The sequence below is a fragment of the Nostoc sp. FACHB-892 genome, from assembly GCF_014698795.1.
Lineage (GTDB): Bacteria > Cyanobacteriota > Cyanobacteriia > Cyanobacteriales > Nostocaceae > Nostoc.
The window spans coordinates 149,989-176,018 of sequence record NZ_JACJTR010000008.1 but is presented as its reverse complement, the minus strand read 5'-3'; the positions used below and the strand labels follow the sequence as shown (position 1 = coordinate 176,018).

At 42.4% G+C, this 26,030-nt stretch carries 25 protein-coding genes; 7 read left to right on the top strand and 18 right to left on the bottom strand.

Going from position 1 to position 26,030, the window contains the following annotated elements:
* The first annotated feature begins 125 nt into the window (after positions 1 to 125).
* Both H6G96_RS13565 and H6G96_RS42825 read left to right on the top strand, forming a co-directional pair.
* Positions 126 to 1,322 carry a DUF4336 domain-containing protein gene (locus H6G96_RS13565; protein ID WP_190911934.1) on the top strand — a complete coding sequence of 399 codons (1,197 nt, stop codon included), beginning with the start codon at positions 126 to 128 and terminating at the stop codon, positions 1,320 to 1,322.
* A 2,118-nt stretch (positions 1,323 to 3,440) separates the two neighbouring features.
* Positions 3,441 to 3,662, top strand: a complete 222-nt coding sequence (locus H6G96_RS42825; RefSeq protein ID WP_347242233.1) for a WGxxGxxG family protein — start codon at positions 3,441 to 3,443, stop codon at positions 3,660 to 3,662.
* A gap of 127 nt (positions 3,663 to 3,789) precedes the next feature.
* Here the strand turns inward: H6G96_RS42825 and H6G96_RS13555 are convergent, their stop codons facing one another.
* Together H6G96_RS13555 and H6G96_RS13550 are read right to left on the bottom strand one after the other, a co-directional pair.
* Positions 3,790 to 5,853 (bottom strand): NAD-binding protein, encoded by a 2,064-nt coding sequence (locus H6G96_RS13555; RefSeq protein WP_190911932.1) that lies wholly within the window; start codon positions 5,851 to 5,853, stop codon positions 3,790 to 3,792.
* Between the two features lie 72 nt (positions 5,854 to 5,925).
* On the bottom strand, positions 5,926 to 6,699 hold the full coding sequence (locus tag H6G96_RS13550) for a glucosamine-6-phosphate deaminase (RefSeq protein ID WP_190911931.1): 774 nt from the start codon (positions 6,697 to 6,699) through the stop codon (positions 5,926 to 5,928).
* 195 nt (positions 6,700 to 6,894) lie between these two features.
* On the opposite strand from H6G96_RS13550, the gene H6G96_RS13545 reads away from it, so the two are divergent.
* Positions 6,895 to 7,581 (top strand): HAD-IA family hydrolase, encoded by a 687-nt coding sequence (locus H6G96_RS13545; RefSeq protein WP_190911930.1) that lies wholly within the window; start codon positions 6,895 to 6,897, stop codon positions 7,579 to 7,581.
* Positions 7,582 to 7,636: 55 nt separating this feature from the next.
* Here the strand turns inward: H6G96_RS13545 and H6G96_RS13540 are convergent, their stop codons facing one another.
* From H6G96_RS13540 to H6G96_RS13530, 3 genes are all read right to left on the bottom strand, one after another.
* The gene (locus tag H6G96_RS13540) at positions 7,637 to 8,263 is read right to left on the bottom strand and encodes a PadR family transcriptional regulator (protein ID WP_190911929.1); all 627 of its coding nucleotides are present in this window, start codon (positions 8,261 to 8,263) and stop codon (positions 7,637 to 7,639) included.
* Between the two features lie 176 nt (positions 8,264 to 8,439).
* Positions 8,440 to 9,321 (bottom strand): universal stress protein, encoded by an 882-nt coding sequence (locus H6G96_RS13535; protein ID WP_190911928.1) that lies wholly within the window; start codon positions 9,319 to 9,321, stop codon positions 8,440 to 8,442.
* 238 nt (positions 9,322 to 9,559) lie between these two features.
* Positions 9,560 to 10,438, bottom strand: a complete 879-nt coding sequence (locus H6G96_RS13530) for an alpha/beta fold hydrolase (protein ID WP_190911927.1) — start codon at positions 10,436 to 10,438, stop codon at positions 9,560 to 9,562.
* A 199-nt stretch (positions 10,439 to 10,637) separates the two neighbouring features.
* On the opposite strand from H6G96_RS13530, the gene H6G96_RS13525 reads away from it, so the two are divergent.
* A complete protein-coding gene (locus H6G96_RS13525) occupies positions 10,638 to 11,096 on the top strand; it encodes a helix-turn-helix transcriptional regulator (protein ID WP_347242227.1) in 459 nt (152 codons plus the stop codon).
* Between the two features lie 124 nt (positions 11,097 to 11,220).
* Here H6G96_RS13525 and gatA read toward each other — a convergent pair whose 3' ends face one another.
* Positions 11,221 to 12,681 carry an Asp-tRNA(Asn)/Glu-tRNA(Gln) amidotransferase subunit GatA gene (gene gatA / locus H6G96_RS13520; protein WP_190911926.1) on the bottom strand — a complete coding sequence of 487 codons (1,461 nt, stop codon included), beginning with the start codon at positions 12,679 to 12,681 and terminating at the stop codon, positions 11,221 to 11,223.
* Between the two features lie 322 nt (positions 12,682 to 13,003).
* Between gatA and H6G96_RS13515 the strand changes: the two genes are divergently transcribed.
* From H6G96_RS13515 to H6G96_RS13505, 3 genes are all read left to right on the top strand, one after another.
* The gene (locus H6G96_RS13515; protein ID WP_041565237.1) at positions 13,004 to 13,144 is read left to right on the top strand and encodes a hypothetical protein; all 141 of its coding nucleotides are present in this window, start codon (positions 13,004 to 13,006) and stop codon (positions 13,142 to 13,144) included.
* A gap of 176 nt (positions 13,145 to 13,320) precedes the next feature.
* A complete protein-coding gene (locus H6G96_RS13510; RefSeq protein WP_190911925.1) occupies positions 13,321 to 16,215 on the top strand; it encodes a glycerol-3-phosphate acyltransferase in 2,895 nt (964 codons plus the stop codon).
* Positions 16,212 to 16,559 (top strand): cupin domain-containing protein, encoded by a 348-nt coding sequence (locus H6G96_RS13505; protein WP_190911924.1) that lies wholly within the window; start codon positions 16,212 to 16,214, stop codon positions 16,557 to 16,559. The genes H6G96_RS13510 and H6G96_RS13505 overlap by 4 nt, the downstream gene beginning before the upstream one ends.
* 104 nt (positions 16,560 to 16,663) lie before the next feature.
* Here the strand turns inward: H6G96_RS13505 and H6G96_RS13500 are convergent, their stop codons facing one another.
* The 12 genes from H6G96_RS13500 to H6G96_RS13445 all read right to left on the bottom strand — a co-directional run bounded on the left by H6G96_RS13500 (position 16,664) and on the right by H6G96_RS13445 (position 25,855).
* Complete coding sequence (locus H6G96_RS13500) at positions 16,664 to 17,020, bottom strand: hypothetical protein (protein ID WP_190911923.1); 357 nt, start codon at positions 17,018 to 17,020, stop codon at positions 16,664 to 16,666.
* 155 nt (positions 17,021 to 17,175) lie between these two features.
* Entirely contained in the window at positions 17,176 to 17,667 is a 492-nt protein-coding gene (locus H6G96_RS13495; protein WP_190911922.1) for a DUF4174 domain-containing protein, read from the bottom strand.
* A gap of 234 nt (positions 17,668 to 17,901) precedes the next feature.
* Complete coding sequence (gene folE / locus H6G96_RS13490; protein WP_190911921.1) at positions 17,902 to 18,552, bottom strand: GTP cyclohydrolase I FolE; 651 nt, start codon at positions 18,550 to 18,552, stop codon at positions 17,902 to 17,904.
* Positions 18,553 to 18,877: 325 nt separating this feature from the next.
* Positions 18,878 to 19,072, bottom strand: a complete 195-nt coding sequence (locus tag H6G96_RS13485; RefSeq protein WP_190729342.1) for a hypothetical protein — start codon at positions 19,070 to 19,072, stop codon at positions 18,878 to 18,880.
* A 16-nt stretch (positions 19,073 to 19,088) separates the two neighbouring features.
* Positions 19,089 to 19,232: a hypothetical protein gene (locus H6G96_RS13480; protein ID WP_190911920.1), complete on the bottom strand. Its 144-nt coding sequence runs from the start codon at positions 19,230 to 19,232 to the stop codon at positions 19,089 to 19,091.
* A gap of 155 nt (positions 19,233 to 19,387) precedes the next feature.
* Positions 19,388 to 21,118, bottom strand: a complete 1,731-nt coding sequence (cobJ, locus tag H6G96_RS13475) for a precorrin-3B C(17)-methyltransferase (RefSeq protein ID WP_190911919.1) — start codon at positions 21,116 to 21,118, stop codon at positions 19,388 to 19,390.
* Positions 21,119 to 21,148: 30 nt separating this feature from the next.
* Positions 21,149 to 22,012: a DNA methylase gene (locus tag H6G96_RS13470; protein ID WP_190911918.1), complete on the bottom strand. Its 864-nt coding sequence runs from the start codon at positions 22,010 to 22,012 to the stop codon at positions 21,149 to 21,151.
* Positions 22,013 to 22,048: 36 nt separating this feature from the next.
* Positions 22,049 to 23,341: a DNA methyltransferase gene (locus H6G96_RS13465; RefSeq protein WP_190911917.1), complete on the bottom strand. Its 1,293-nt coding sequence runs from the start codon at positions 23,339 to 23,341 to the stop codon at positions 22,049 to 22,051.
* Between the two features lie 79 nt (positions 23,342 to 23,420).
* Positions 23,421 to 23,633 carry a type II toxin-antitoxin system HicA family toxin gene (locus tag H6G96_RS13460; RefSeq protein ID WP_190911916.1) on the bottom strand — a complete coding sequence of 71 codons (213 nt, stop codon included), beginning with the start codon at positions 23,631 to 23,633 and terminating at the stop codon, positions 23,421 to 23,423.
* On the bottom strand, positions 23,623 to 23,844 hold the full coding sequence (locus H6G96_RS13455) for a type II toxin-antitoxin system HicB family antitoxin (RefSeq protein WP_190911915.1): 222 nt from the start codon (positions 23,842 to 23,844) through the stop codon (positions 23,623 to 23,625). Before H6G96_RS13455 ends, H6G96_RS13460 begins: the two co-directional genes overlap by 11 nt.
* An 81-nt stretch (positions 23,845 to 23,925) precedes the next feature.
* Complete coding sequence (locus H6G96_RS13450; RefSeq protein ID WP_190911914.1) at positions 23,926 to 24,315, bottom strand: hypothetical protein; 390 nt, start codon at positions 24,313 to 24,315, stop codon at positions 23,926 to 23,928.
* Positions 24,316 to 24,355: 40 nt separating this feature from the next.
* Entirely contained in the window at positions 24,356 to 25,855 is a 1,500-nt protein-coding gene (locus H6G96_RS13445; RefSeq protein ID WP_190911913.1) for an acyl--CoA ligase, read from the bottom strand.
* Between the last annotated feature and the right edge of the window lie 175 nt (positions 25,856 to 26,030).

Here is a 26,030-nt window from a genome sequence, read left to right as displayed (position 1 = left end):
TGTAAGATGCGTTATAATTTTAGTTCTAGCTAGTTGCTCTCGCCCGACAAGTGTGCTAAGTCAATCTTGCTTGTCGCAACTACAGCACTCTCACAACTGGCCCACGCCAGGACAATGGAACGACGATGAACCACCCAAAAGATTGGTCATGGCCATTCTGGGCTACTGTCCCACTCTATCCCTACGGCAGGCGGCGGACACTTCGCAAGGAAATAGTTTTTGACACTATCTGGACATTCGATCAGGTACACGGTATTCTCTACACCATCGTGCCGATTCGCATGACTATCGTCAAGCTCGCTGCCGGAGGACTTCTGGTCTATGCACCTGTCGCTCCAACAACTGAGTGTATCCGCTTAGTTAATGAGTTAGTAGCAAAGCACGGTGAAGTTAAGTACATCGTACTGCCAACCAGTTCTGGTCTGGAGCATAAAGTCTTCGTGGGCCCCTTTTCTCGCCGCTTTCCTCAAGCACAAGTCTTTGTTGCCCCGCACCAGTGGAGTTTCCCGTTCAACCTGCCGCTTAGTTGGCTAGGCTTTCCCCAAAAACGAACTCAAGAACTGCCAGAGGACTCAAGCCTTGCTCCCTTCGCTCTGGAGTTTGACTATGCAATATTGGATATCAATTTGGGACGAGGATCTTTTGCAGAAGTTGCAGTACTTCACAAGCGATCGCGCACTCTGCTTGTAACTGATTCTATACTTTCTGTACCTGAAGACCCACCAGAAATCATACAATTAGATCCTTATCCCCTACTGTTTCATGCAAGGGAAAACGCCTTGGAGACGGTCGAGGACAATGAAGACAACCGCCGCAAGGGATGGCAACGAATTTCATTGTTTGCGCTTTACTTACGTCCAAGTGCGCTAGAAGTTACTGCAATCGGACAGATGTTTCGTGATGCTCTCAAAGCACCACAGCGATCGCTAAAAGCATACTTTGGTTTATTTCCTTTTCGCTGGCAAGAAACCTGGAAGCAGGCATTCGATGCTTTACGAGGTCAAGGGCGACCATTTGTCGCACCGATTCTGCAAATCCTCATTCTTCCCCAAGCACCAAGGCAAGTCCTCGACTGGGCTGATAGAGTTGCAAGTTGGGATTTTCAGCAGATTATTTCCTGTCACTTTGACTCGCTAATTAAAGCAAATCCGCGTCAATTTCGGCAAGCATTTGCTTTCCTTGAGAAAAATCCCTCTGTAAGTAAGGACTTTTCTTTTAGCGAAAGCCAGCCTCTATTGGAGGAAGACTTAAAATTCATTAAGGAACTTGAAGCGAGTCTAGTTAAGCGCGGTATCGCAACACCACCTAAAGAGAAAGTGTAATCAACTGAATAAGCTGTTACGCACTTAACTTGAACATTTACATGAAGGCTGATAACTGATGACTGATAACCGTTAACCGTCAATACTTAACCACCGTAAAGAGGTTTATACAATTTAGGCACGCATCAGCTTATCATAAATGCCATTCGCTTTGATATGCACTTTTTGAACCATCAGGGCGGATGATCCGAATTCTTCAAACGTCTTCTGAGTAACGTGGTGAAGCAAATAATTAACTCCATACGAGCTAAAACGACACGCAAAGGATTTGTATCAGTCATTAGAAATTACAATAAAATATTCCTTAAGTCTAATGTAATGCACATCTGGAGTATGAAGTTATAATCTATCAGGTGAAATAGACTTGTATAGTATTCTTAATGTAGTTTCAACTGTTCATAGTATCTGGCAGCTTTAAAATTATATTTGATTGAAACTTAACTAAGAATAATGTCAAATAAACTAATTAGTTTTGGTCAATCAAAAATACTTTTTTATTTAGCGATCGCTTGTAATTATCAAGTAGGTAGATGTGAATAAAGAAAAGGTTTTACTGAACTTTTGGGAAAGCAAGCTAAACATCATATCTTCTATCTATGGCTTTAATCGCTATTTATAAGAAGCCATTTCATTTAATTAGTTCTACATTAATACGTAGCATAGTTTTATTTATTCTTGCATACTTAATTAATGAATTTAGATAAGTAACTAACAAATCCTTAGATTCACTATAATTGGTAGAAATTTTATGGTTAAAGATTTTGTTTTTTGCTTACAAGAAGCAGCTTTGTACTTTATATCCAAAAAATTTCAAAAACATAAAGATCCTTCTGAGTGTTTTGTAAACCCTCCCTGTGGATGTACCAATCCAGGGAAAAATCCTCAGTGTGAAGATTGTGTTTATCTTGAGGTATGCTTATCTAATTGCAAGCTCGAAAAAATTTCATTATCTTCACGTTAATCAAATAAGTTTAATGCCAAACTAATTCTTGCGATAGAATTTTTATACTCTTATGGTAGAAGCCAGATAAAAGACTAGCAGCTATCTTGAATAGGGAATAGCAAAATAATTCACAATAAGTAATTATAAATTAAGATGCAAGTGAATGTAAGTTTATGAAAAATAAATATTATTATTCCTTGTTTTTGTGAACAAGTGGGTTTGCTAATGAGTTCACAATTATATCATACAATAAATAATTACTGATTATGAATTAGTTTGAATATGACGAATAGTAAGTTGTTATGGGAGCTTCAAATGCTTTCAGCTTTTCCAAAACAAATTAAATGAAAGACTCCTACTGTATTGTCAAAACTCCTCTAATTTAGCAGTGGATTTGAGTAGACAATATCACTTTTGAAAATCAATCAACCACAGAAATCTAAAACATAAAAGGAACCATAACTATGAAGCCTTTTGATTTATCTAAAGCTGTTTTGGCTACTGTCTTTGCCATAAGTTTCGCTTCTTTGTCCTTACCTCTTTCTGTTTCTGCCCAAAGTGGAGGCTCCGGCAGCGGAGCTGCTAGTGGTGGCAGTAGCTCAGGCGCTGGAACCACAGGCGCTGGAACCACAGGCACTGGCACTGGCTCAGGTTCTGGGTTAGGCACTGGAACTACAGGAACTGGCTCAAGCACTGGAACCACAGGCATTGGCTCAGGTACTGATGCCACAGGTACTGGCTCAGGTTCTGGGTTAGGCACTGGAACCACAGGAACTGGCACTGGCTCAGGTTCTGGGTTAGGCACTGGAACCACAGGAACTGGCTCAAGCACTGGAACTACAGGCACTGGCTCAGGTTCTGGGTTAGGCACTGGAACCACAGGAACTGGCACTGGCTCAGGTTCTGGGTTAGGCACTGGAACCACAGGAACTGGCTCAAGCACTGGAAATACAGGCACTGGCTCAGGTTCTGGGTTAGGCACTGGAACCACAGGAACTGGCACTGGCTCAGGTTCTGGGTTAGGCACTGGAACCACAGGAACTGGCTCAAGCACTGGAACTACAGGCACTGGTGGTACTGGAACTACAGGCACTGGTACAACAGGAACTACAGGCACTGATCCCACAGGCACTGGTACAACAGGAACTACAGGCACTGATTCCACAGGCACTGGTATAACAGGTACTGACACAACAGGTACTGGAACTACAGGTACTGACACAACAGGTACTAATAGGAATACAGGCGTTATAACTGTCGAGAGAACTAGCGATCGCGGTTTCGATTGGGGTTGGCTAGGTTTACTTGGTTTAGCCGGTTTAGCAGGTCTGACTGGTAAGCGCGAAAAAGTTCAGGCTTATAGAGATCCTAATGAAGTAACAAGCACTCGTAGATAGTATTACCCACTGTAGATAGAAGCCGTACAGTCGGCATTTGTGACCATTTCAGGCTATTACAGTGCTTAGATGAGATGCGTAGGGGCACAATATGATATTGTGCCCCTACAATGACACACCACTTTGCTCAAGTCGAGCTATTGTCTTGCCTGATGAACATTACATTTGCCAAAACTTGTATTTTTGTTAACTCACGTACAAGACGTTGAGCTTGATGTTTATAAAGCGATATTGGCAAGACTTTAGGCAAATTATTCATCCATTGCCTAGCATTAGCAAAACTACATCCCGTAATCAAGACTATTTCTTCAGCACCATACATAATAGCATTTGCAGTCAGAGCTTTTTCAATCTGCACTTGCCAAAGGCGAGGCAGCATTTCGCCCCATTCAATTCGCTGCAAACTACTGCTTGTGGCTAAAACAATCAAGCGATCGCCAGCATAAAGCTTAACATCATACCAAGGCATTAACGAGTAATTGTCTCGCTGATATTTCTGGTAAAGAATCGGCACAACATTGTAGCCATAGGCTATTTCAGATAGAAGCAACCCGTTGAGAGTATCGCCATCTTCAATTTTGTATTCCGTCACCATGACTATTTGCTCGCTCAAGTGAAACAAGCTCAGAACATTTTCTCCAAAAGCAGAACAAGCAAAGACTTCTGCCGATAAAGCCGCGCCACACAGAACTTGAGCATAGGGAAACAAAGGGGCTATATTATCACTAAAATGGCGATCTTGAGAGCGGATAATCAAGCTGGTGGTGGGGTTCATTCCATGAGCCATCAAACCAATTTCCAGATTTTCCATATTATCGTCCCCAACTAAAACGATGCTTTTAGCACGGGAGAGATTAACTTTAGCCAATGCTTCGCTAGCATTGCCAACAATAAGCGGCATATCCGGTAAAGTGTCTTGGTCGAGAGTAGTAGTATGAATTCCTACTAACGGCTGGTTGAGTTCTTGCAAAAGAGCAGCCACCCTCAATCCCAAGCGATTTAAGCCAATAATCACCACATGGTTGCGTTGTGGTATTGGAGGACGGGAATTGAAAAACTGGAATCTTGAAGTGACAAGAGCATCAGTTACCAGTGCATATAATACTCCTACAAAAGCTTGGCCTGTCAACGTCAGTCCCAGGCTAAAGAACCGCAACCACCAAGGGATATGGCCCGAAGATTCTGATTGCGAGCTAAACTCAACACCGCCAAATAAATCTCCGTATCCTCCTAAGAGCAAGACTGCTGTTGCATAGAAAGCTTCTTGCAGGGTGATGTCAGGATAATACAAGCGGTAAAGAACTATTCCAAGAAACCACAGGATGAGTACAGTAATCGCATAGATTGTCGCAATTCGCCGGATTTGATTTTGGCTTTGGTAATAAGATTGCCAAAATTGTATTATTTTCTGCTTAAGATTTTTTGCTGTGATGCCTTGGATAAACTCTTGCCACTGCCAACTTTGGCGATAAGATTTATTTGGATGTTGCTCAGATAAAGCTAGTTCGTATGCAACATCAATGTAAACGATTGTGTCTCCTACCTGCACTTCTGCTTCTGGATCAAACCCAAACAATTCTCTGAGTGGATCAGATGAAACAGTTGTGTGGCTCAAGATACGGCGAGTTGTAAGATTAAGTCTATGTAAGGGCTTGCCATTGCACCAGCTATCCTTCGCTTGTACCTGATGCTTGATCACTTGCAATAGTTGCCCCTCTAAGGTGAAATATCCAATAGCTTCAGAGCCGAGGGCTGTCAGAGCAAAGGCATGAGCTGAGAGATGGGTAGGCTCAAAGGCAACAAAATTGCCGAGATTTTCCCCCAAGAGTTTGTTAAAATTTTGTTTGTCAGAACGGACAATCAGGCGAACGTGTGGATTAAGTCGCCGTGCTGCAAAGGCGGCTTCTATGTTTATCCGCTCATTTCTGGTCACTAAAAGTATTGAACGACACTGCCTTATACCTGCCTGCTCTAAAACACTTGGCTGGCGGCAGTCTCCTATAATTAACTTTTCTAGTAAGCTTGGTACTTCTGGGACTTCCCAATGTTCGGGCTGCACATCATCAATGGCGCTAACTTTAACATCGTACTCCTTGAGGACTGCAACACAATGTTGTCCTAAACTTTGGAGTCCGCATACTAAGAAAAGGTCTAGGGATTTTTTTTGATTGGTGCTAGGAGGGGGATGCACTTTCTGTTGATAGCAGCATTCAATACTGCTAACAGTATGTGTTTGGTAGGATTATACAGCAGTTTTCGTTTTTCACGACAGCAAACTAGCAGAATTGACATCTAAAAATAACGTCGCTTGGGGTTGTTGACGCAGAACAGAAGCCGGACAGTCTGTATTTATAGAACCCTGCAACATTGCTTTCACCACATTCGCTTTACGTTTTTCTGGAGCGAGGCAGAGAATTTTTTTAGCTGAACAAATCGTTGAGATAGTGACAGTAAAAGCATATTGTGGAACAGTTTCTAGATTCGGAAAGTGACCTGTGCTTACTTGTTGCTGACGATTCACTGTATCTAGTTTTACTAGTTTCACACTGTAAGGATCTTGGAAATTTGCTACTGCTGGATCGTTAAAAGCTAAATGTCCATTTTCGCCAACACCAAGACAGCATAAGTCTATTGGTTGTGCTTGCAATAATTTAGTGTAGTGATCGCACTCGTTTACTGGTTGCAAAGCATCACCTTCTATATAGTGAAATTGCCTAGGAGCAACCCGCTTCTCTACACGTTCTCGCATATAGCGCCGGAAACTGGCAGAATGGTCAGCAGTAATTCCTAAATATTCATCTAGATGGAACAGAATAATTCGTGACCAATCTACACCACCCAATGCAATCAAAGCATCAAGAAATTTGAGTTGGGAGTTACCTGTTGCTAACAATACAGCAGCTGTATCTTGTTGTTTGAGAACTGACTGTAAATGCTTTTGCGCGATTTCTGCAACATTCTGGGCCATTTCGACTTCAGAGTTGTAAATCTGCACTAGTAAATCATCAACGCGAAAAAAGTTTGGATCGGCTAGCATTTGCTTACGTTGAAGGTTATCAATTATACGGCAGTTTTTTGAGAGGCTCTACCTGTCTGCGCTTATATGCCCTATCCAGTATAGATTTTAGGATTTAGCAGATTAATTTATAGCTTTTTACGCTGTATAAGGACAAAAAAACAATGTAAACTATTTAAATTAAGTTAACAATTATTTACATTTTACCCAAAAATCATGCTAGCTGCAATTCTCTTTGACCTAGACGGGACTATTGTCAATACTGATCCTATACACTACCAAGCTTGGCAGGAAATGCTGTTAAATTACAGCATAGAAATTGACGAAACATTTTATAAATCCCGAATTAGTGGACGGCTAAATCCAGAAATTGTTAAGGATATTCTGCCACAATTATCAATAGCAGAAGGGGAAAAATTTGCAGATGAAAAAGAGGCGCTTTTCCGCAAACTCGCCCCGGATCTCAAACCGCTAAGTGGATTTTCCGAACTATTAAAATGGACAGAGACACATCAGTTAAAACGCGCATTAGTAACTAATGCTCCTAGATTAAATGCAGAATTTATGCTAGAGGTTTTGGGAATAAAAGAAGCTTTCCATACAGTTGTTGTAGCGGATGATTGTGTAGCAGGTAAACCTGACCCTGCACCCTACCAAGTCGCCCTGAATAATTTGGCGATTACAGCAGAGGAAGCGATCGCTTTAGAAGACTCTCCCTCCGGAATTCGGGCGGCGGTGGGCGCACATATCCGCACTATTGGCATCGCCTCCACCCACGATCCCCAAGTTTTACAGGAAATCGGCGCATTTATGGCAATTCCAGATTTTACTGATTTGCAGTTGTGGACATTGCTCAACTCACTCATTGAACCAGATTTAAGTGCGATCGCTTCTAACTCATAAGCACAAAATCTGAGAACATCAAGGTAGAGACACGAATTTGCTAACCTGTCTCTACTTATTTTTGGGCAAGAATCGCGTAAATTTCCCGTTTAACTTGCTCTAAAAGCTCACGCACCCGATTTATTCGCTCCACATTGCCACTACGAGCAACCTGCACCACAACAGCAGCCAATTCGGTTGCAGCATTCCGCAACTCAATAAACTCTTGGGGCTTACCTTTCACGAAGCTTTTGAAGGTATCCCAAGGAGAATCTGAAGTATCCTGTTGGGCACGTTCTGCCAATAATTGTCTACCCTCATCAGTAATAGTGTAAATCCGCTTGCCACCTTCTTGTGCGCTCTTGAGATAACCACCTTCCTCCAGCAATTGGAGTGTTGGATACACCGAGCCAGGGCTGAGGCGACGGAAACCACCATAGCGAGTTTCCGCATCTTTGATCAGGTCGTAACCATGACTAGGATGCTCGGATAACAATTCCAGCAGGATGAACTTAATATCACCCCGACGAGTCCGATATTCATCTCCCCAACCACGACCAAACATTTCATTGCCAAAGTGTTTGTCATGATCTCTACCATGATGCTTGCCATGCCCAAACCAAAACCTGACAAGCAATGAATCATCTTCGTCAACTCCTGCCCATGCAGGTGCGCCAAAACGTGACCGAAAGTGTCTAAACATAAATCAATCTCAAATCAACTTTCTCTAATATACGATATATCGCAATATATCACGATATATCGGAATAGAATTTTGATGAAGATTTTTGAACATATCGCGGCAGTCCCTAGCCTCAACTTTTAGTAGGGTAGGGATGGGTTAACAATGATAGCGGCTAGTAAGTCTGTGGCACAGGTTTAGCCACGTTGGCTTGGAAAAAAGAGTACGGGATACCAGCTAAAACGCAATAATTCAGCTGTAAAACTGGAAACCAACCATTCTTGGAGTTTACCTATCGTTCCTGAAGATATTGCGATCGCACTAATATCACCCATTGCAGCCGCCTCTAAAATCTCGGTAACAAAGTATCCTTCCCGAACTTCTGTCTCTACTTGTAAATTTATCCCCTCCAAATCAGCTTTAATCTGAGATAGAGTATGTTCAGCCTGCTGTGGTGAGATTTTCCTTGGTATTTCTCGACGACCACTATCTTCTAAAACCCAGCAAAGCTTGCATTGTTGTAGATATTTACCAGATTGTTGTTGAGCCAATTGCTTTACTTGTTTTACCAAATAATCCGCCTCTTGAGTACCGTTGTAGGGAATTAGCAAAGAACGGAAAAGGTGCTGACAACGGAGTATTAATTCCTCAGAAGTATAAGCACCAATTAACTGAGGACGCAGTACCAGTAAGGGAATAGGTGTTCGACGAGATAAGTTAGCCATTGTACTACCCACCAATTTTTCCGTGAATAAGCTGCGGCTTTGAGAACCCAAGATAATCAATTGAGACTGATAAGTTTGGGCAACATTAAGGATGGTATCAACAGGCTTTCCCGATTGAACTTCTATTTTTACTTCTACATCAGTGGGGCTTTCGCCAACAGCTTCTGCGAATCGAGTTTGAGCTTGTTCTATTTTTTCACTATCGACTTGTGGAATAATGCCTCTTTCCGATAATGGAACAGCGTGCAAAAAAACTATTTGCTTCATCCCCGTAAGCGCAAGACTAGAAACAAGATGTCTTAGACGATGCAAACCGTCGGAAAAGTCTGTGCAAATCAAAACTCGTTGAAACATATGTAACTAATAAAATGTATTTAGAAATCTTCTAATTTAATCCTAAAACTTATAATCAAGTTTGCTTGAATAGTTACAGCATATTTCATTTCGGTGATGAATCTGTAATTTTTTTTGCAGAATTTAGCGACAAGTCTAATGATTATTTCCATAAATATCTGCAATAAGTCTTTAATATTACTCATTATGAAGATACGTATTATGACAATAGCCGCACCCAAAGGGAATAGCTACTAGATCACACTTTTTCAAAAAAAGACTCTACCCATTGCAAATATTGCAAACCGGCAATTACTGCTGTGTCATTATGATCTGCTCCTGGAACCAACAATAGTTGCTTTGGTTCGGGAGCAACGGCATATAATTTTTGGCTCATGAAAGAAGGTACAGTCGAATCAGCAGCACCATGAATGAATAAAACTGGCATTTTTAACTTTGGCAATTTTTCAATGGAATTAAAGCGCTGTGTCAAGATTAAATCCACAGGAAACATCCAAAACACGTTTCGATAAGTTATTAGATCGCGGATAGATGTAAAAGAGCTTTCCACGATTAAACCGGCGGCTTGTGGCTGTTTCACTGCTAAGTCGATGGCTACTGCACCCCCAAGAGAATGTCCATAAAGAAAAATTTGGCTAGGTGGAATCTCTTGTTGCTGCACTAAGTAATTCCAAGCTGTGAATGCATCTTCATAAACACGCTTTTCGTTGGGAAACATCCCCTCACTGCGACCATAACCCCGATAATCAATCAGCAATACCGAAAACCCTAGCTGATGAAACCGATTAGCATGAGCTATATTTGCGCCAATATTGATACCGTTTCCGTGTAAGTATAGCAACACCTTAGCATTGGGTTGCTTGGCTTCTATCCACCAACCATGAATGTGTTCCACCTTGCCTGCTTTAACTGGTACAGGTAACCAAACCTCTTTGTAAGGTAGATTAAAAAACTCTGGGGTCTTTTCAATGACAGCAGAGGGAAAAAAAATGAACCGAGGTTGCCCAATAAAAAGAAATAGACAGATGGCAGAGTACGCCAACACTGCAATGATTCCACCCCAGAATAGCAGTTGGGAAAATACTTGTATTATAAATTGCAGTTTATTAAATTTCATGCCCTAACTTTTTAGAGAATATAAAGTGTTTATATTTACAAGGAAATTACTTAGTTAGATAGCTGTAGCATTTTTATATCTAGATTTCAAGCATTCTCAAAAGATTTTACCTTAAAATCAATTATTCAGTAATAATACGTATGCATATTTAAGCTTTCTCACTATATGAATAGAGAATTAGCCTATACAGGAGAAGACAGTGACGCTCTTAAACCAAGCTCAAGTAGAGCAGCTAAAAGAAATAACCACACAATTGCGACAGGTAAGACAAGAAAAATCTATATGCATAGAAGAAATAGCCGCTCAAACGCTCATTCGAGCAGGTGTTTTGCAAGCTTTAGAAGAACAACGATTTGAAGAATTGCCTGAGCCTATTTTTATTCAAGGATTCATCCGTCGCTATGGAGATGTTTTAGGGCTGGATGGAAATGCTTTATCACATACTCTTATAAGCAATGTAGTCCGCCAAGACTCCAATAATGATCATAATAATTCAGACAACAAATCAAATACATACATACCTCTTGTCCTCACCTATATTCTATTATTAGTAGCTGCATCTACGGGTCTTTTATATATACTTAATCCACCACAAATTACATCTGAATCTCTGACTCCAAAAGTCAATGGTCAACAGTCAATGGTAATTAATCAGTGAGTGGGGGAGATGAGGGAGCAGGGGAGACAAGGGGACAAGGCGTGAGAACTTGAAACAAGTGTTTCCCTTTGTCTCCAATTCTCCTTGTCCCTTTGTCCTCTTGCCCAATTCCTAATTCCCAATTTCAAGATATTTGCGGTTTACGCAGATGCCAAGTAGTGGATTGCTCATAAGCGTAAGCTACTTGAAACAGTAGGTCTTCTCGTAGCACATTGCCAATTAGCTGTAATCCTATCGGTAGCCCCTGATCATCAAAACCGCATGGCAAACTTAAACTGGGTAAACCAGCAAGATTCACAGGGATAGTCATCAAGTCAGTTAAATACATACTCAAGGGGTCAGTAGTCTTTTCCCCTGCTTTGAATGCTGTAGTGGGGGATGTGGGACAAACTAACACATCAACTGCGCCAAAAGCCTTTTCAAAGTCTTGCTTAATTAAGGTGCGGACTTTTTGCGCTTTCAGGTAATAAGCATCGTAATAGCCAGCCGAAAGTGCGTAAGTACCGATCATAATCCGGCGTTTGACTTCTGTACCAAAACCAGTGGCACGGGTGCGAGTGTACATCGATAACAGATTATCGGTATCAGGAGCGCGGTAACCGTATTTAACGCCATCGTAACGAGCTAGGTTTGCTGACGCTTCTGATGGGGCGATGATGTAGTAGGTGGGTAAGCCATAACGAAAGGTGGGACAGGAAATTATATGAATCTCTGCTCCCAAACTTTGTAGTTGGTCTACTGCTTTGGTAACAGCTTGTTCCACTACAGAGTCTAGACCTTCACCAAAAGTTTCTTTGATGATGCCAATTCTTAGCTGACCTCTGGGTTTGAAATCTGGTTTTAAGCTGGCGGCGTAGTTGGGAATGCCAACTTTGAGACTGGTGGAATCTTTGGGATCGTAACCTGCGATCGCACTTAATAATATTGCCGCATCTTCTACTGTGTTTCCAAATGGGCCAATTTGATCCAAAGATGAAGCGTAAGCTACCAAACCATAACGGGAAACCAAGCCATAAGTCGGTTTCATTCCCACCACACCGCAAAAAGATGCCGGTTGCCGAATCGAACCGCCAGTATCAGAACCAAGAGCAACTACACATTCTTGAGCCGCCACCGCCGCAGCAGAACCCCCAGAAGAACCACCTGGAACTCGTGACAAATCCCAAGGATTAGCCGTGACTTGGTAGGCAGAGTTTTCTGTGGAACTACCCATCGCAAACTCATCTAAGTTGGTTTTGCCTACCATTACCGCGCCAGCATCTGCCAGTTTTTGCGTCGCCGTTGATTCATAAGGCGGCACGAAATTTTCCAAAATCCGGGAAGCACAGGTGGTAGGGATTCCCTTGGTACACATATTGTCCTTGATCCCAACAGGAATGCCTGCTAGCAGCCCAATTTCTTCTCCGGCAGCAATTTTGGCATCTACAGCACCTGCCTGCTCTAATGCCCGTTCTGTAGTCACACATAAAAAGCTGTGCAATTTCGGCTCTAACGCTTGAATGCGGTCTAAAGCTTCTTGGGTAATTTCAACGGCAGAACGTTCTTTCTTAACCAGCTGTTGGTGCAACTCGCGGATGGATGCCATGATTGCTCTCTTTGTGACTCAAGTCATTGATTTTAGTACATATTGGATGAGATTGGGAATTGGGCATTGGGCATCGGTTATTCTCTTTGTCCCCTTGTCCTCCCCTGCTCCCCCTGCCTCCCCTGCTCGCTGCCCCGACTCCCCACTCCCACATTTGTATAAATACAACTAATACCTCCAAAGAACTAAGCAATTGTGGTGATGGAAAAATTGCGAAGCGGAAACAAAATAATAGGAGGAATTTAACATTATCCGTAAATAGAAGGACTACAATCAAAACGGACAAATGTTTCATGCTCCAACAACAGAGGATTACAAAGCTATGTCCGACTTAAATCGCGGAATTATGAAATTTGAGGGTGCAGATTCCCCAAAAGTAGTCACTATCTCTACCGTGTTGCTTCTGGGATCGATCGCTGCTCTGATAATTTGGGCGCTGCAAGCTGCCTATGCGCTAAACTAAAACCATTAGTAACCTAGAAGGGCACTTGTCTTAAACGGTTTCCGTCTTAGCCAAGTGTCCATTCAGGAACTAGTAAATAAAAACGCCTTTATAACCATCAAAAATTTCAGAAAAACTTTAGATTTTAGATTTGAGGTTTTAGATGGAAAATTTAAATCTAAAATCCAAAATCCAGAATGTTTGAACCTTGGGGTGTCTTAGTTATTTTAATTGCCTGCCCCCTCTTGGGCGGATTACCCCTGATTGCATGGATAACTTACGCGCTGACGCGTAAGCAATTATCACAAGTTGGTACAAAAAACATTAGTGTATCAGCTGCTTTTTATCATGGCGGTAAGTTTGTAGGAATTCTGGCAGTCTTGTCAGAAGCTTTTAAAGGAATCGCAGCAGTCTTACTCACCCGCCTTTTCTTCCCAGAGGGATCGTTTTGGGAATTGATTGCCCTCATCGCTTTGGTAATAGGTAGATACTCGATAGGCAAAGGGGCAGGTACGACAAATGTCGTCTGGGGATTTGTGGTACATGACCCATTAGTGGCAGTATTTGTATCTTTCTTTGCAGGTATTAGCTTTACAATTCTGCAATCGAGACAAATAGTTAAATTTGGGGTTTTGCTTCTCTTTCCTTTGTTTGTGATAGTTTTGCATATTAGCGATTACCCCAGAATCTTTGCTGCTGTGGTCTTGGCTGGTTTAATGGCCTGGATTTATGCAAAAATTCCAGATGATATGAATCTGCCAGCCCAAGAGGCACAAACAGAATCTCTTGCGATGTTGGAATTTTTACGTGGCGATTGCGCGATGGTTTCTTTAGATGAAGAGTTGGATGCTGCAATTGTCGGAGAAAAGGCGGCTACATTATCTCAAATTAAGCGCTGGGGTTATCCAGTGCCGAAGGGGTGGGTACTTGCCCCAATCGATGATCCTAAAGGGTTGACAGAATTTCTCCAACCATCACAATTATCTCCCTTAGTGGTGCGTTCTTCTGCCATTGGAGAAGACTCAGAACAGGCTTCGGCTGCTGGGCAGTATGAAACAGTTTTAAATGTTACCAGCCCAGAGGCATTGCAATCAGCGATCGCCCAAGTTCAAGCTTCCTACAATCATCCATCTGCCGTGCAATATCGGCGCGATCGCGGCTTAAATGATACTGCAATGGCTGTGTTGATTCAACAACAAGTCCAAAGTGTATATTCTGGCGTTGCTTTCAGCCGCGATCCCATTACTCAGCAAGGTGATGCAATCATTATTGAAGCCCTTCCAGGCAGCCCGACACAAGTCGTTTCGGGAAAAGTTACACCAGAACAATATCGCGCTTTTGTCATTGAAACAGAAAATTCTTCCTCTGTGCAATTAGAGGGTCAAGGACGAATCCCACAAGCATTAATTAAGCAAGTTGCATACTTAGCCTATCAACTCGAAAAACGTTATCATGGCACTCCTCAAGATATTGAATGGAGTTATGACGGTCAAACTCTGTGGGTGTTGCAATCTCGACCGATCACTACTCTACTGCCCATCTGGACACGCAAAATCGCCGCCGAAGTGATCCCCGGAGTAATTCACCCCTTAACATGGTCAATTAATCGTCCATTAACTTGTGGAGTTTGGGGAGAATTTTTTACTCTAGTTTTGGGCGATCGCGCCTTGGGGTTAGATTTTAATGAAACAGCAACTCTGCATTATTCCAGAGCTTACTTTAATGCATCTCTCTTAGGGAGCATCTTTATCCGGATGGGATTGCCGCCGGAAAGTCTGGAATTTTTAACCAGAGGAGCTAAATTAAGTAAACCATCCTTGCAGTCAACTTGGGAGAACTTGCCAGGACTAGGAAAGTTGCTAAGGCGGGAATTAAGTTTAGAAAAGGACTTCAAGGAAGATTATCACAAACGCTTCATTCCTGCTTTGTCGGAATTGGCGCAGGAAAATGTAGAGAATTTGGAACCAGCCAAGCTGTTGGCAAGAATTGACTCGATTCTAGAGTTGCTGCATCGAGGAACGTATTACAGCATTTTAGCTCCCTTAAGTGCTGCCCTGCGGCAGGCGATTTTTCGGGTGAAGGATGGGCAAATTGATAATAGCGTTACTCCAGAGGTAGCGGCATTGCGATCGCTAAGTGCAATAGCAACAGATGCCAAGCAAGTATTGCTTGAGTTTGAGCCACAGCAAGTATTTGAGCAATTAAAGCAAACCCCAGAGGGAGAAAAGATCCTGCAAGAATTTGACGAGTTGCTTCAGGATTACGGCTATTTAAGTGAAGTGGGAACTGATATTTCCGTTCCCACTTGGCGGGAAAATCCCCAGATGATTAAGCAAATGTTTGTGCAGTTAATGCAGGGTAACGAACCACAATCAGGCGCTAAAGACGCGATTAATAGCATTTTTGCGGGTAAGCGCAAACGTGGATTTGTGCAACGGCGTGTGGATATTAAAGGACGAGTTACCGAAGTTTATTCCCGGCTTTTGGCTGAATTGCGTTGGAGTTTTGTAGCTTTAGAGAAAATTTGGTTAAAGTCCGGCTTACTTCAGAAAACGGGAGATATCTTTTTTCTAGAGTTTGATGAAGTGCGGCGTTTAATTGTGGATGGGGATTCCAAGTTAATTGAGCAGTTGGATGAGTTAGTGGAATCAAGGCGATCGCAATTTGTCCAAGATAGCGAGTTCATTCAAATACCTCTTTTAGTGTACGGCAATGCACCCCCTCACCCATTAGCTCCCTCTGCCCTCTACTCTGACCAATTCTTACAAGGTATTGGGGCCAGCCACGGGCAAGCTGAAGGCAGGGTGAAGGTGTTGCGAAATTTACAAGATGTGCCAGACATTGATCGAGATACGATTTTGGTAGTACCTTACACAGATTCCGGCTGGGCCCCTTTATTATTAAGGGCTGGAGGCTTAATTGCCGAAGTTGGTGGACGGCTTTCTCACGGTGCGATCGTGGCTCGTGAATATGGGATTCCCGCAGTGATGGATGTTAAAGGCGCTACATGGCTCCTGCAAGATGGTCAACGGGTAAGGATTGATGGCTCTAGGGGTATTGTGGAATTATCTAACGATTTAAGACCCGAATGATTACTACTTCTCTGAAAAACCTGCCAGAAGAATCTGTTTCTCACAATGCCGAAATCAAGAAAAAGGTGATGCTACGCTTTGGCGATTTGCCTCACCTAACTAACTTTTCTCAAGCACGTTTTGCCCCTGGACAAACCGCACCAGCACACGCGCATCAAGATATGTGCGAAGTATTCTTTGTAGAAGCTGGTTCGGGAGTAATTCACATTGATGGTACAGAATATCCCCTGCTTCCAGGGAACTGTATAGCGATAGAACCGGGAGAAGTACATGAAGTTGTCAATAGTGGTTCCACTGAGCTTGTTTTGACCTACTTTGGTTTGCGAGTGGAAAAATCAGCGTAATTATTTTGAATACAACATATTACTGAGGGCATAACAATGTTATTGTTATGCCCTCACTAAAGTTTGGGAATGTTGCTTATAAACAAAGGTATATTTGCAAAATCCTAATATACCAAGGGTGTCACGCCACGCATCTGACGTAAAGAATTTATACAAGCAGGACAATCGCAGTTAAATAAGTTGACTGCCACATCGCTTTCCTCGACATTGAACTCTAGCATGGGAGAATCTTCTTGAGAAAACTCTATTTCGCGCTGATAACTAGGAATTTGAGCCAATACGGAAGCTCTTGCACATACTAAACCCACTTTATGTTTGTTGCGTATACAAGATAGACGGTCTGTGGTGTTGGCTTCTAGTTGTGGCTCTATAGCTTGTGCTTGATTGAGCATTACTCCCATAGAGAGAATAGAGCTAATCATTATAGGGGAAGAAAGCAAACTCAGTATGAATTTGTTCATTGGTTTCCTTAAAAAAGAATTGCGATCGCTTAAATTATCCGATTAAATCTTACAGTGCAAGTAAAGCGTATCAGGAATATTACGAGTTGTACAATTTGGTGGCTTTTCTCCTGCCTCCCCTGCTTGCCCCAATTCATCCCAATTTTCTGCAACGCCTACTTTCTGCGTCGCTCTTGCATTTCTTGCTGACGCATGGGCATAGCATCGATTTCCTCAAAAATTGCTGTCGCCTGCACTGGTGTAGCATCACTTCGCTTAATATCACCATCTTTACCCACCAAAATCACACGGAAATTTTCTTTGTCAACACCAAAGGAGTCGCGCAACTTGGCAGCAGAAGACTCATCTATTGGCTGTCTGTTGGCATAGCTTTCATTTGTTGCCAAAATCTCAACGAGAACTAAATCCCGCTCTGCCAAACCCCTGGTATACTTTTGCAATAGTTGCATTTGCTGCTGATAGATATGGTTATCAACAGACGATGCAAAGACTATTAGCACACGGTTTTTCCATTTTTGGGAACTGAGGTTAAATGAAGACATTTTGATGGCATGATTGGTCGAGCTTTGGGCAGTATCAGCTTTGCTAACTGGCGACAGAACTATACACGCTAATAGGGTAAAGGTAATTAATGCTGAATTATTCACAATGGGTTTTTATTTATTTTCTATAGTCTCAACCTATCATTATCCCCACTTTTTCTGTATCTGTTGATAGTTTGGTATTAGGTAAGTAGGTTGGTGAAAATAACTCAAACTATAACAGGTTAATGGTTCCTCAAAATCTAGCCTGAAGATCCCAAAGTTTTCCCTTCAAAACTGTTTAGATTTTAAGGGGCAAACGTCAGTTTAAAAACTGGTGATGCTCATATCCAAAGTTATTTAATGAAAATTAAAATTGTGTCGGATCAAATTCATAAATTCCTCACGAGTCCGCATATCTTCTGCAAAAATACCGCGCATTGCACTAGTAACAGTCCAAGAACCGGGTTTCTGCACACCACGCATTACCATACACATATGCGTTGCTTCTATTACCACTGCTACCCCTTGAGGTTTGAGTAATCGTTGTAAAGCGTCAGCAATTTGTACGGTCAGACGTTCTTGGACTTGTAAACGTCGTGCATACATTTCGCAAATACGGGCAATTTTAGATAATCCTATGACTTTGCCATTAGGAATGTAAGCAACATGAGCACGACCAATAATTGGTAAAATGTGATGTTCGCAGGAACTAAAAATATCGATGTCCCGTATCAATACCATTTCATTGGCATCTTCTGTAAATACTGCTCCGTTTAGCAGTTCATCCAAAGATTCATGATATCCTTTTGTGAGAAACTGTAAGGCTTTCATCACTCTTTTCGGAGTATCTTTTAGTCCTTCACGGTCTGGATCTTCTCCTAATCCAATCAGCAAAGTACGCACAGCCTGCATCATTTGGGCTTCTGTTACAGTTTGCTGTTGCCCAGTTGCTAAAGATGACAGTACCTGATCGGCAGAAGTTAGATCGGGACGAGTCGATAGAGTCATTTTGTAAGTTCTGTGGGAATGTTGGGTAAATTAGCTTGTTATCAGATGCCGGTTGCGAGCAACTCCCGACTCGTAACTAAGTGTAACATAACTTTACACTTCTTAATAAAACCAAACATTTTGTCAGCTATGATGAACTGCCCGAATGTGTAAATTGGTGTTGTAGCCCAATACTGCTCGGTTAATGGGAAAAGGGGAGATGAAACCCTTTTTAGTGATAAGGGGCAGGTTGTATGGGGTACAGAAAAAACCTTTACCCCAAACCCAATTGGAGTTGAAAATAGACAAATTCAAAAGTATTGAAACAAAGGGACGGGGTGCGTGCTTAGTTATTTGCTAACTCTCTAACCTCAAGTAGTTCCCGCTTTACAAGCAGTATCCCCAATTCTTTGCGTTGACCCTTTGAGTCAATGAACGCAAACCGAGCCTGCGCTGCATATTGGCAGGGGTGACTGTAGCGCATTTGCACCCCACGAAACTCGTACAGCTTTCCTTTGATGAGTTTTTTTGGCTCAATCATTTATAGCTCCTTCCTTTTATTGAGTGATTTGCTTTACTTCATCAATCGTTTCAATTACTTCTCCCAAAATATAAAATGCATCTCCAATGTAGAGATAATTCGTAGCTAAACAACTCCCACCTCGGCATTGAGACTGAGGTGGGAGTTGTTTATTTTCCATTTCTATTCTCCTGATCATTGATGAAAATTATCTCTGCTGATAGTAAGACTTGCCCCCAGCAAGAAAATACCCAAGAAGGTGGAAAAACTTTTCATCATAGTTCCCCATGCGGTTCAGTTAAGCCCGGATTTCTCCCCTGCTCTCTTCAGCGCTTATCATGCCTGCGGTTCGGTATAGCGACGCGGCGTATAAACCCAGATATTAGCATCGTTGCGCTTGATGGTTCGGGTTTTTGTGGAACCAACGAGGATAATTGTCCGCATATCAGCGCTTGCTGGTGTTAACTGGTCAAGTGCGATCGCTTTCACCGTTTGTCCTGGTCTACCGAGATTTTGTGCTAACACTACTGGTGTATCCGGTCTTCTATGTCGCAGTAAAATATTTCTCGCTTCTGCTAGTTGCCAGGTACGCTCTTTGGAAACAGGATTGTAGAAAGCAATTACGAAATCAGCCTCGGCAGCAGCAGTAATGCGTTGCTCGATCGCAGACCAAGGCTTCAAAATATCAGATAGGGAAATAGCACAGAAGTCATGCCCAAGGGGCGCACCAATAGCTGCTGCTGCTGCCTGCATAGCTGAGATCCCTGGGGCTACATGAATGTCGATAGTGTCCCATTCGGGTTTGGCATAGCGATCGCATACTTCAAAAACTGCTGTTGCCATTGCATAGATACCAGGATCACCAGATGAAACGACAGCTACATATCGCCCAGTTGCCGCCAAATCAAGGGCCATCTTTGCCCGTGCTTCTTCTTCGCGGTTGTCAGACTCATGCCGTTGCTTGCCATCAGCTAGAGAACTAACTAAATCTAAATAAGTTTTATAACCCACTAGGTCAGTTGCCGACTTGAGTATCTCCCTCACTTCGGGAGACATCCACTGCGAGCCACCAGGGCCAGTGCCAATAATCGCTAACCGTCCCCGTGGTTGACCGATGGTGTTGGGGTCAATTGGTTGAGTGGCAATGGCGATCGCTATATGGGGAGATAAGGAAGATAAGGGGGATGTGCCTGTGGCTGCGATCGCTATTGCTTGGGCGGGGCTATAACCTTGTGATAATAGACTTTCTAGCTGATTTGGGGTAAAAAAGCGGGCAGGCACTCCCAAGGCGCTAGCTACGGCATGGATGGCGGGATCGGCTGCGGTGGTGATGGGTGCAAATATCCCGGCGACTGATGCTTTTGCTAGTTTGGCATCAGTTAGTAGTTGCTGTATTAAAGCTACTGCATCATCAATGGGGGCACTAATTGCGATCGCGATCGTTGCTGGGTGGTAGACAAGGCAGTTGGCTGTAGGAGTCACCAAACGTTCCGTAACCTGAATGGTCAAATCTCCCTGTGGATCTATGGGTAGTTTACTATGGCTTAACCAAGGCGCTGTGCCTTCTAACTTGACTTGTGCCCCGGCTAGCAAATCTGAGATAAATTTCTTAGCATCCTCTGGGTTTGCTAAATGGTATCCGGGGGGAGGAGATAACAGCGTTGTACCCAAACGTAAATCGCCTGTGGTCGTAATTGCAGGCTTGACATCAAGCGCTTCGGCAATGCGACGGGCTAAATCGTTTACTCCACCAAGTCCGCCCAAGAGGGGGACAACAGCACTACCATCTTCAGCCACAGCTAGCACAGGTGGTTCCTGTTGTTTATCCGAGAGTACGGGAGCTAGCGTCCTAATTAAAATGCCGGCGGCACAAATGCCAATGAGCGGCGTTCCTTGGGCAAATAACTCGCGCAACGTCTCGCCAAAGTTAGTAAAGCTGACATCAACTCCAGATGTGCGACCCGCTAGACCGTATAATGTCGCCCCTGGTAGCACAGTGATTATTTTGCGTGCTACTGTGACGCTATTTTGACCTAGTATTACAATGGCGGGTGCAACGTTCATCATTACTTAATTACGAATTATTTAATTAGCACTTTAAATAAATGTTCTTAGAAATTTGAGTGCTTCAATTTTATTGTTAAATATGGCGTGAATTAAATCACCATTATTATAACGAATATTAATCTCGTATTTTAATGGTGGGGCAAATGTAGGTTTATTCTCTGGATAATTATGAATATATTCAATAGCATTTTCGACAGTGGCACTTTGTTGAGATAGCCCATGTAGGACAATGACATTTACCTGTTGAATTAGTCTAGCAAATGACTGCTCTAGGGTATTGATAAATTTATCTATCTGGAATTTTTCAAGACTTAGCATTTGATTCTTGATATTAGTAATATCCTGCTCTGATAATTTTTTCCATTGCTCAATTTTATTTTGGAAGTCTGCTTCTAGCGTACTTTCATTGAAAGATGCATTTATACCAACACATATAAATGATTTAACGATGTTTTCATACTTAAGATAAAGAATTTTAAAGCCCTTAGATTCTAATTGGTCAAGCGCTCCTTGAGTAAAGACACCTGCTAGAATAGCTCCTAAAAATGGGTTAAGGTGACTATAGGTGTCTGCCAAAGGAATAAGCGCTCCTTCAATTTCTTGAACCTTGTTTCTAGAATGCTTGGTGTAACGCCGCCACGCAGTCTCAATAAATGCTACTGGAAGACCAAGAGTATCTTCTGTACCTCCTCGTTCCAGTACATAGTCAAGGTCATGATAGTTACCGTAGCGATCCTGCCATGATACCTTTTTAGTGATTCGTGCCTTGCGTTTTCTCTGATAATCTAAGTAAAAACCATGCTCATCAGCCACTTGTTGAAGTGTCTCACGAATAAATTCTTGGATGAAATGCCCTAAAATCTGACCCCATTTATGTGAAAATGACTCTGCCATTACATTCGTGCAAAAATAATTTGTGTTGTGATTACCCTATCCGTAAACCCACAAACAACCTTCGCAAAGAGGAACTGTATGCTTGCGATTTTTCCACTTTATATTTCGGTCACGAACTTTTTCAAAATTAAAAGATTTGAACCCTGCTGCTTGTGCTAATAAACCCATCCATTCAATCACCGGAATATAAACACCATAGGGAGCAGAATCACCAATCATAAAACAAATTGTTGCAGGACTTTTGCAGACTCTGCGAAGTGCTATCCAAACTCTAGCCATATCCAAAAAATAGCAGGCAATCATCAAGTGATAATTCTTTTTACCTCCATGTAAATGTCGTTCTTGGGACAATTTGTAACAGATTTCAATAATACTAGCTTTGATTGGATCTAATTCATGAGATGCTAGAACTTCGTCTATGTTTACATTTTTATTGGTTACATGCTGCGAACATGAACGAATTAAGTATTGCCTCACCGCACTTTGTAAATCACCCCAACCGGAAATTTCTTTCATAAAACACATTTCTAAACGTGTAGCATCTGCATAATCATAGTTATTAGCATACGGTGGTGATGTGATTACCAAGTTGGCAAAATTATCAGGTACACCCTGGCAAGTCCTAGCATCAGATTGAATAAGTGTAGCAACAGAAGCCGCCATTTTCCCGGCAATTCTCATATCTGTAGCTATACTCTCTGCCATTAGACGAAAAGCAGACATTGTATCTAAAGAATATTGTTTCTTTTGATTTGGTAAAATGTACTGCCAAGGTGCAGTTCCAGCATGAGAAACATGACGAAGAATTGATACAAGCGTTAACCAAACTAACTGAGATTCAGATGAATCATCAGCAAGTTTTTCCCAAGATTGGCGCAATCTATCTAGAGACTCAAGTGAAGATATACTAAAGCATTCATGAATCAGCTTTGGGTATGTATCTATATAGGGTTGAACATTTTCGGCACGTTTTATAACTTGTTCTATATGTTCAAGATAAGTATCAGCGTCAGTTTGATATAAAAGTTTAGCTCTTGCTATACGCACAACAAAGGGATGAGCCTCAATTCCCAAACATTCAACTCCAAGCTTTTCAGATACAAGTAAGGTTGTACCAGAACCAGAGAATGGATCTAAGACAGTAATTTCTCCTAGTTCTTTAGCTTGGCTAATTATAGTTTCAACCCATTGTGCAGAGAAACCTGCACTAAATCTAAACCAGCGATGAACTGGCAATTTCATGTTATTAATGAATGTTGATGAACTGTCCAAGGATTTGGAAGTGCAAGAAGAAAATTCCTGAGATGGCAATTCTAATTGTTGATTCATGTGGATAGTTATTATTTATGAAGCGATCACTTGACAATAAATAGGTAAAATACGGTTTTGTAATACTAATACACAGTATTTATCGCAGTTGGTTAAAATCTTCCTCTGTAATACCCAACTGCTTTAGAATTTCATAAAATAACCACTTACCAATTTCAGCATTGCTATGAATAGGAATTGTGGTTGCTCGTCCATCTGGATGTTGCCAACGAGCATGAGAGCCTTTCTGCCGTACTTTTTCAAAACCGAGTTTCCGCGCCACCCGTTCTAATTCACTGGCTTTAGCTGGCATTTGCAATTACCAGTTCAACGTCTTTGGGTAGAGAACGTCCTTGTTCTTCGTATTCTTCCTGAATCATTTCAAAAACATAGACAAGTTCAGCACGTGCTTCATCTGGCGTTTGTCCCCAAGCGTGACAACCGGAAATCGCTGGTACATATGCAACAAATGTACCATTGCTATCGGGACGGATAACAGTAGTGTAGTCTTGTAAAGACCTCATAGGGATAGCCGCGAGTTTGAGTTACACCTTTAATTTACAGCGATCGCCTCTTAAAAAAAATGCGATCGCTTGCTTCTTATTTCAATTAGCTTTACGCTCTTTAAGGACTTGATCTAGCAAGTTTCTAGCCGATTGTGCTTTAGTTAACGCTATTTGATGGTCATTATAAGCCCGAACAAGGCGAGAAAGACTGCTCACACCTGTCTTGAGTTGCTCAAGTTCTTCACCAGCAACCAGTTCACCATCAAGCATCCGCCCGATTAACGGTTTGATATCGCCCACTTCTTGCCTGACTTTTTGGAGTTTTTCTAGGCTACTGAGCAAAGTTTTGAGTGAGTTCAAGATGTCGTCAATATCCTGAACATCCTCCACTACTTCTGGCGAATCTTCAATTGTTTCTGTATCTTCATCTGATATTGTAGGTAATTCCTGTGCAGACATTTCAGTTTTAACCCCGTTTGACCGTGCCATCAAAGCTTCCTCAAGGAATTTTCCCTAGTGTATCGCTGATTCAGCCTATGTTAAGCAATTTCGCCATAGCCAACCTTTGCAGTTTCCCAGTAGCGCCACGAGGTAGTTGCTCCAAAATGTGAATTTGTTTAGGAACTTTGAAGTCTGCCAGCATGGTTGAACAGTGAGCTAAAAGTTCTTTTTCACCGACTTCTCCCTTAAGGACAACAGCAGCGTGGATATCTTCTCCTAAAGATTTGTGGGAGACAGCAAAAGCTAAGGCTTCAGCGACGGCGGGATGGCGCAGCAAGACATCATCTACTTCTAAAGGAGAAATTTTTTCCCCGCCCCGGTTAATCAATTCTTTAATGCGTCCAGTCAAGCGGAGGTAACCGTCTGCATCCAATGTACCCTGATCCCCTGTGCGGAACCAACCGTTTACAAAAGCTGTAGCGTTAGCTTCCGGGTTGTTTTCGTAGCCATCTATGACATTCGGTGCTTTTACCACCACCTCGCCCAAGCTTCCTTGAGATAATAAATTGCCTTCGGAGTCCATAATGCCGACTTCCACACCGAAGCCATAACCGACAGTACCCGGTTTCCGCACTTTTGGCGGTAGGGGGTTGGTGGTCATTAAGTGAGATGCTTCAGTCATGCTGTAAGATTCCACCACGGGAGCATTAAGAGTTGCTTCTAGTTGTTCAATAACAATCGGAGGCAAAGGAGCGCTACTAGAGCGAATGAAACGAAAGCGGTTAGCTTTGACAATTTCTGTGTTGCGGCTAGCGCGGGTCAAAATTGTTTGATGCATGGTTGGCGCTGCGGAGTACCAGGTAGGTTTGTAGGTATCTACCAGTTTCCAAAACTCTAGGGCATTAAAACCATTGGGACAAATTAATGTGCCGCCGGATGCGAGAGTTGCCAGTAAACAGCCTACCAATCCGTGAATGTGGAACAGGGGCATTAGGCAAAGTGTAGTATCATCTGCTGTGAGTGAGTAAGCACCCATAATGTTGCCGGCTGAGGCGATTAAGTTGCGATGACGAATCGGCACACGCTTGGGACGGCTGGTGGTGCCGCTAGTATGCAGAATCATCGCCAAATCATCGGCGTTGGGGGCTGCGGGGTTTGAGGCTTCTGCTGGTTCTGAGCCTGCTTTGATTAATTCAAAGCTCAATGTACCGTCCGTGTTTACCTTGGCGTTAATCAGCATCATGTCTGGTGTGACGGCGGCAATAGCTGCTTTTGGCTCCTCAGACAAGGTAATCAGTGCTTTTGCTTGAATATCTTCGTAATAGAAGGCAAATTCTTCTTGTTTATATTTAGGATTTAAGGGTGCAGCAGTGCCACACAGGGCAGTAGCCAAAAAGGTAATAGCCATTGGTGAACCGTTATTCATGGCAATGGCAATGCGTTCGCCCCGTTTTAATCCAAAGCTGTTAAGTTGCGATACCAGTCCAACAATATTCTCGCGCAATTGCTTATAGGTTAGCGATCGCTCAGACGGCGTAACTAGGGCTAGATGATTGTCTTCCCCTGCTAAAAGCTCAAATAAGTTCATTAGTTTTCCGCCCTGTCAACGGATAATTCAATCAGTTTTAAGAATAAAGTACACGCCACGGGTAAACAACGTTTAGCCCGGCCTTTGCGACATGGTAATCTTTATTACACTAAAGCTCTTAATGACTATCATTGACAAATACATAACTTAATCATAGTTTAAGTACAATGTGCTG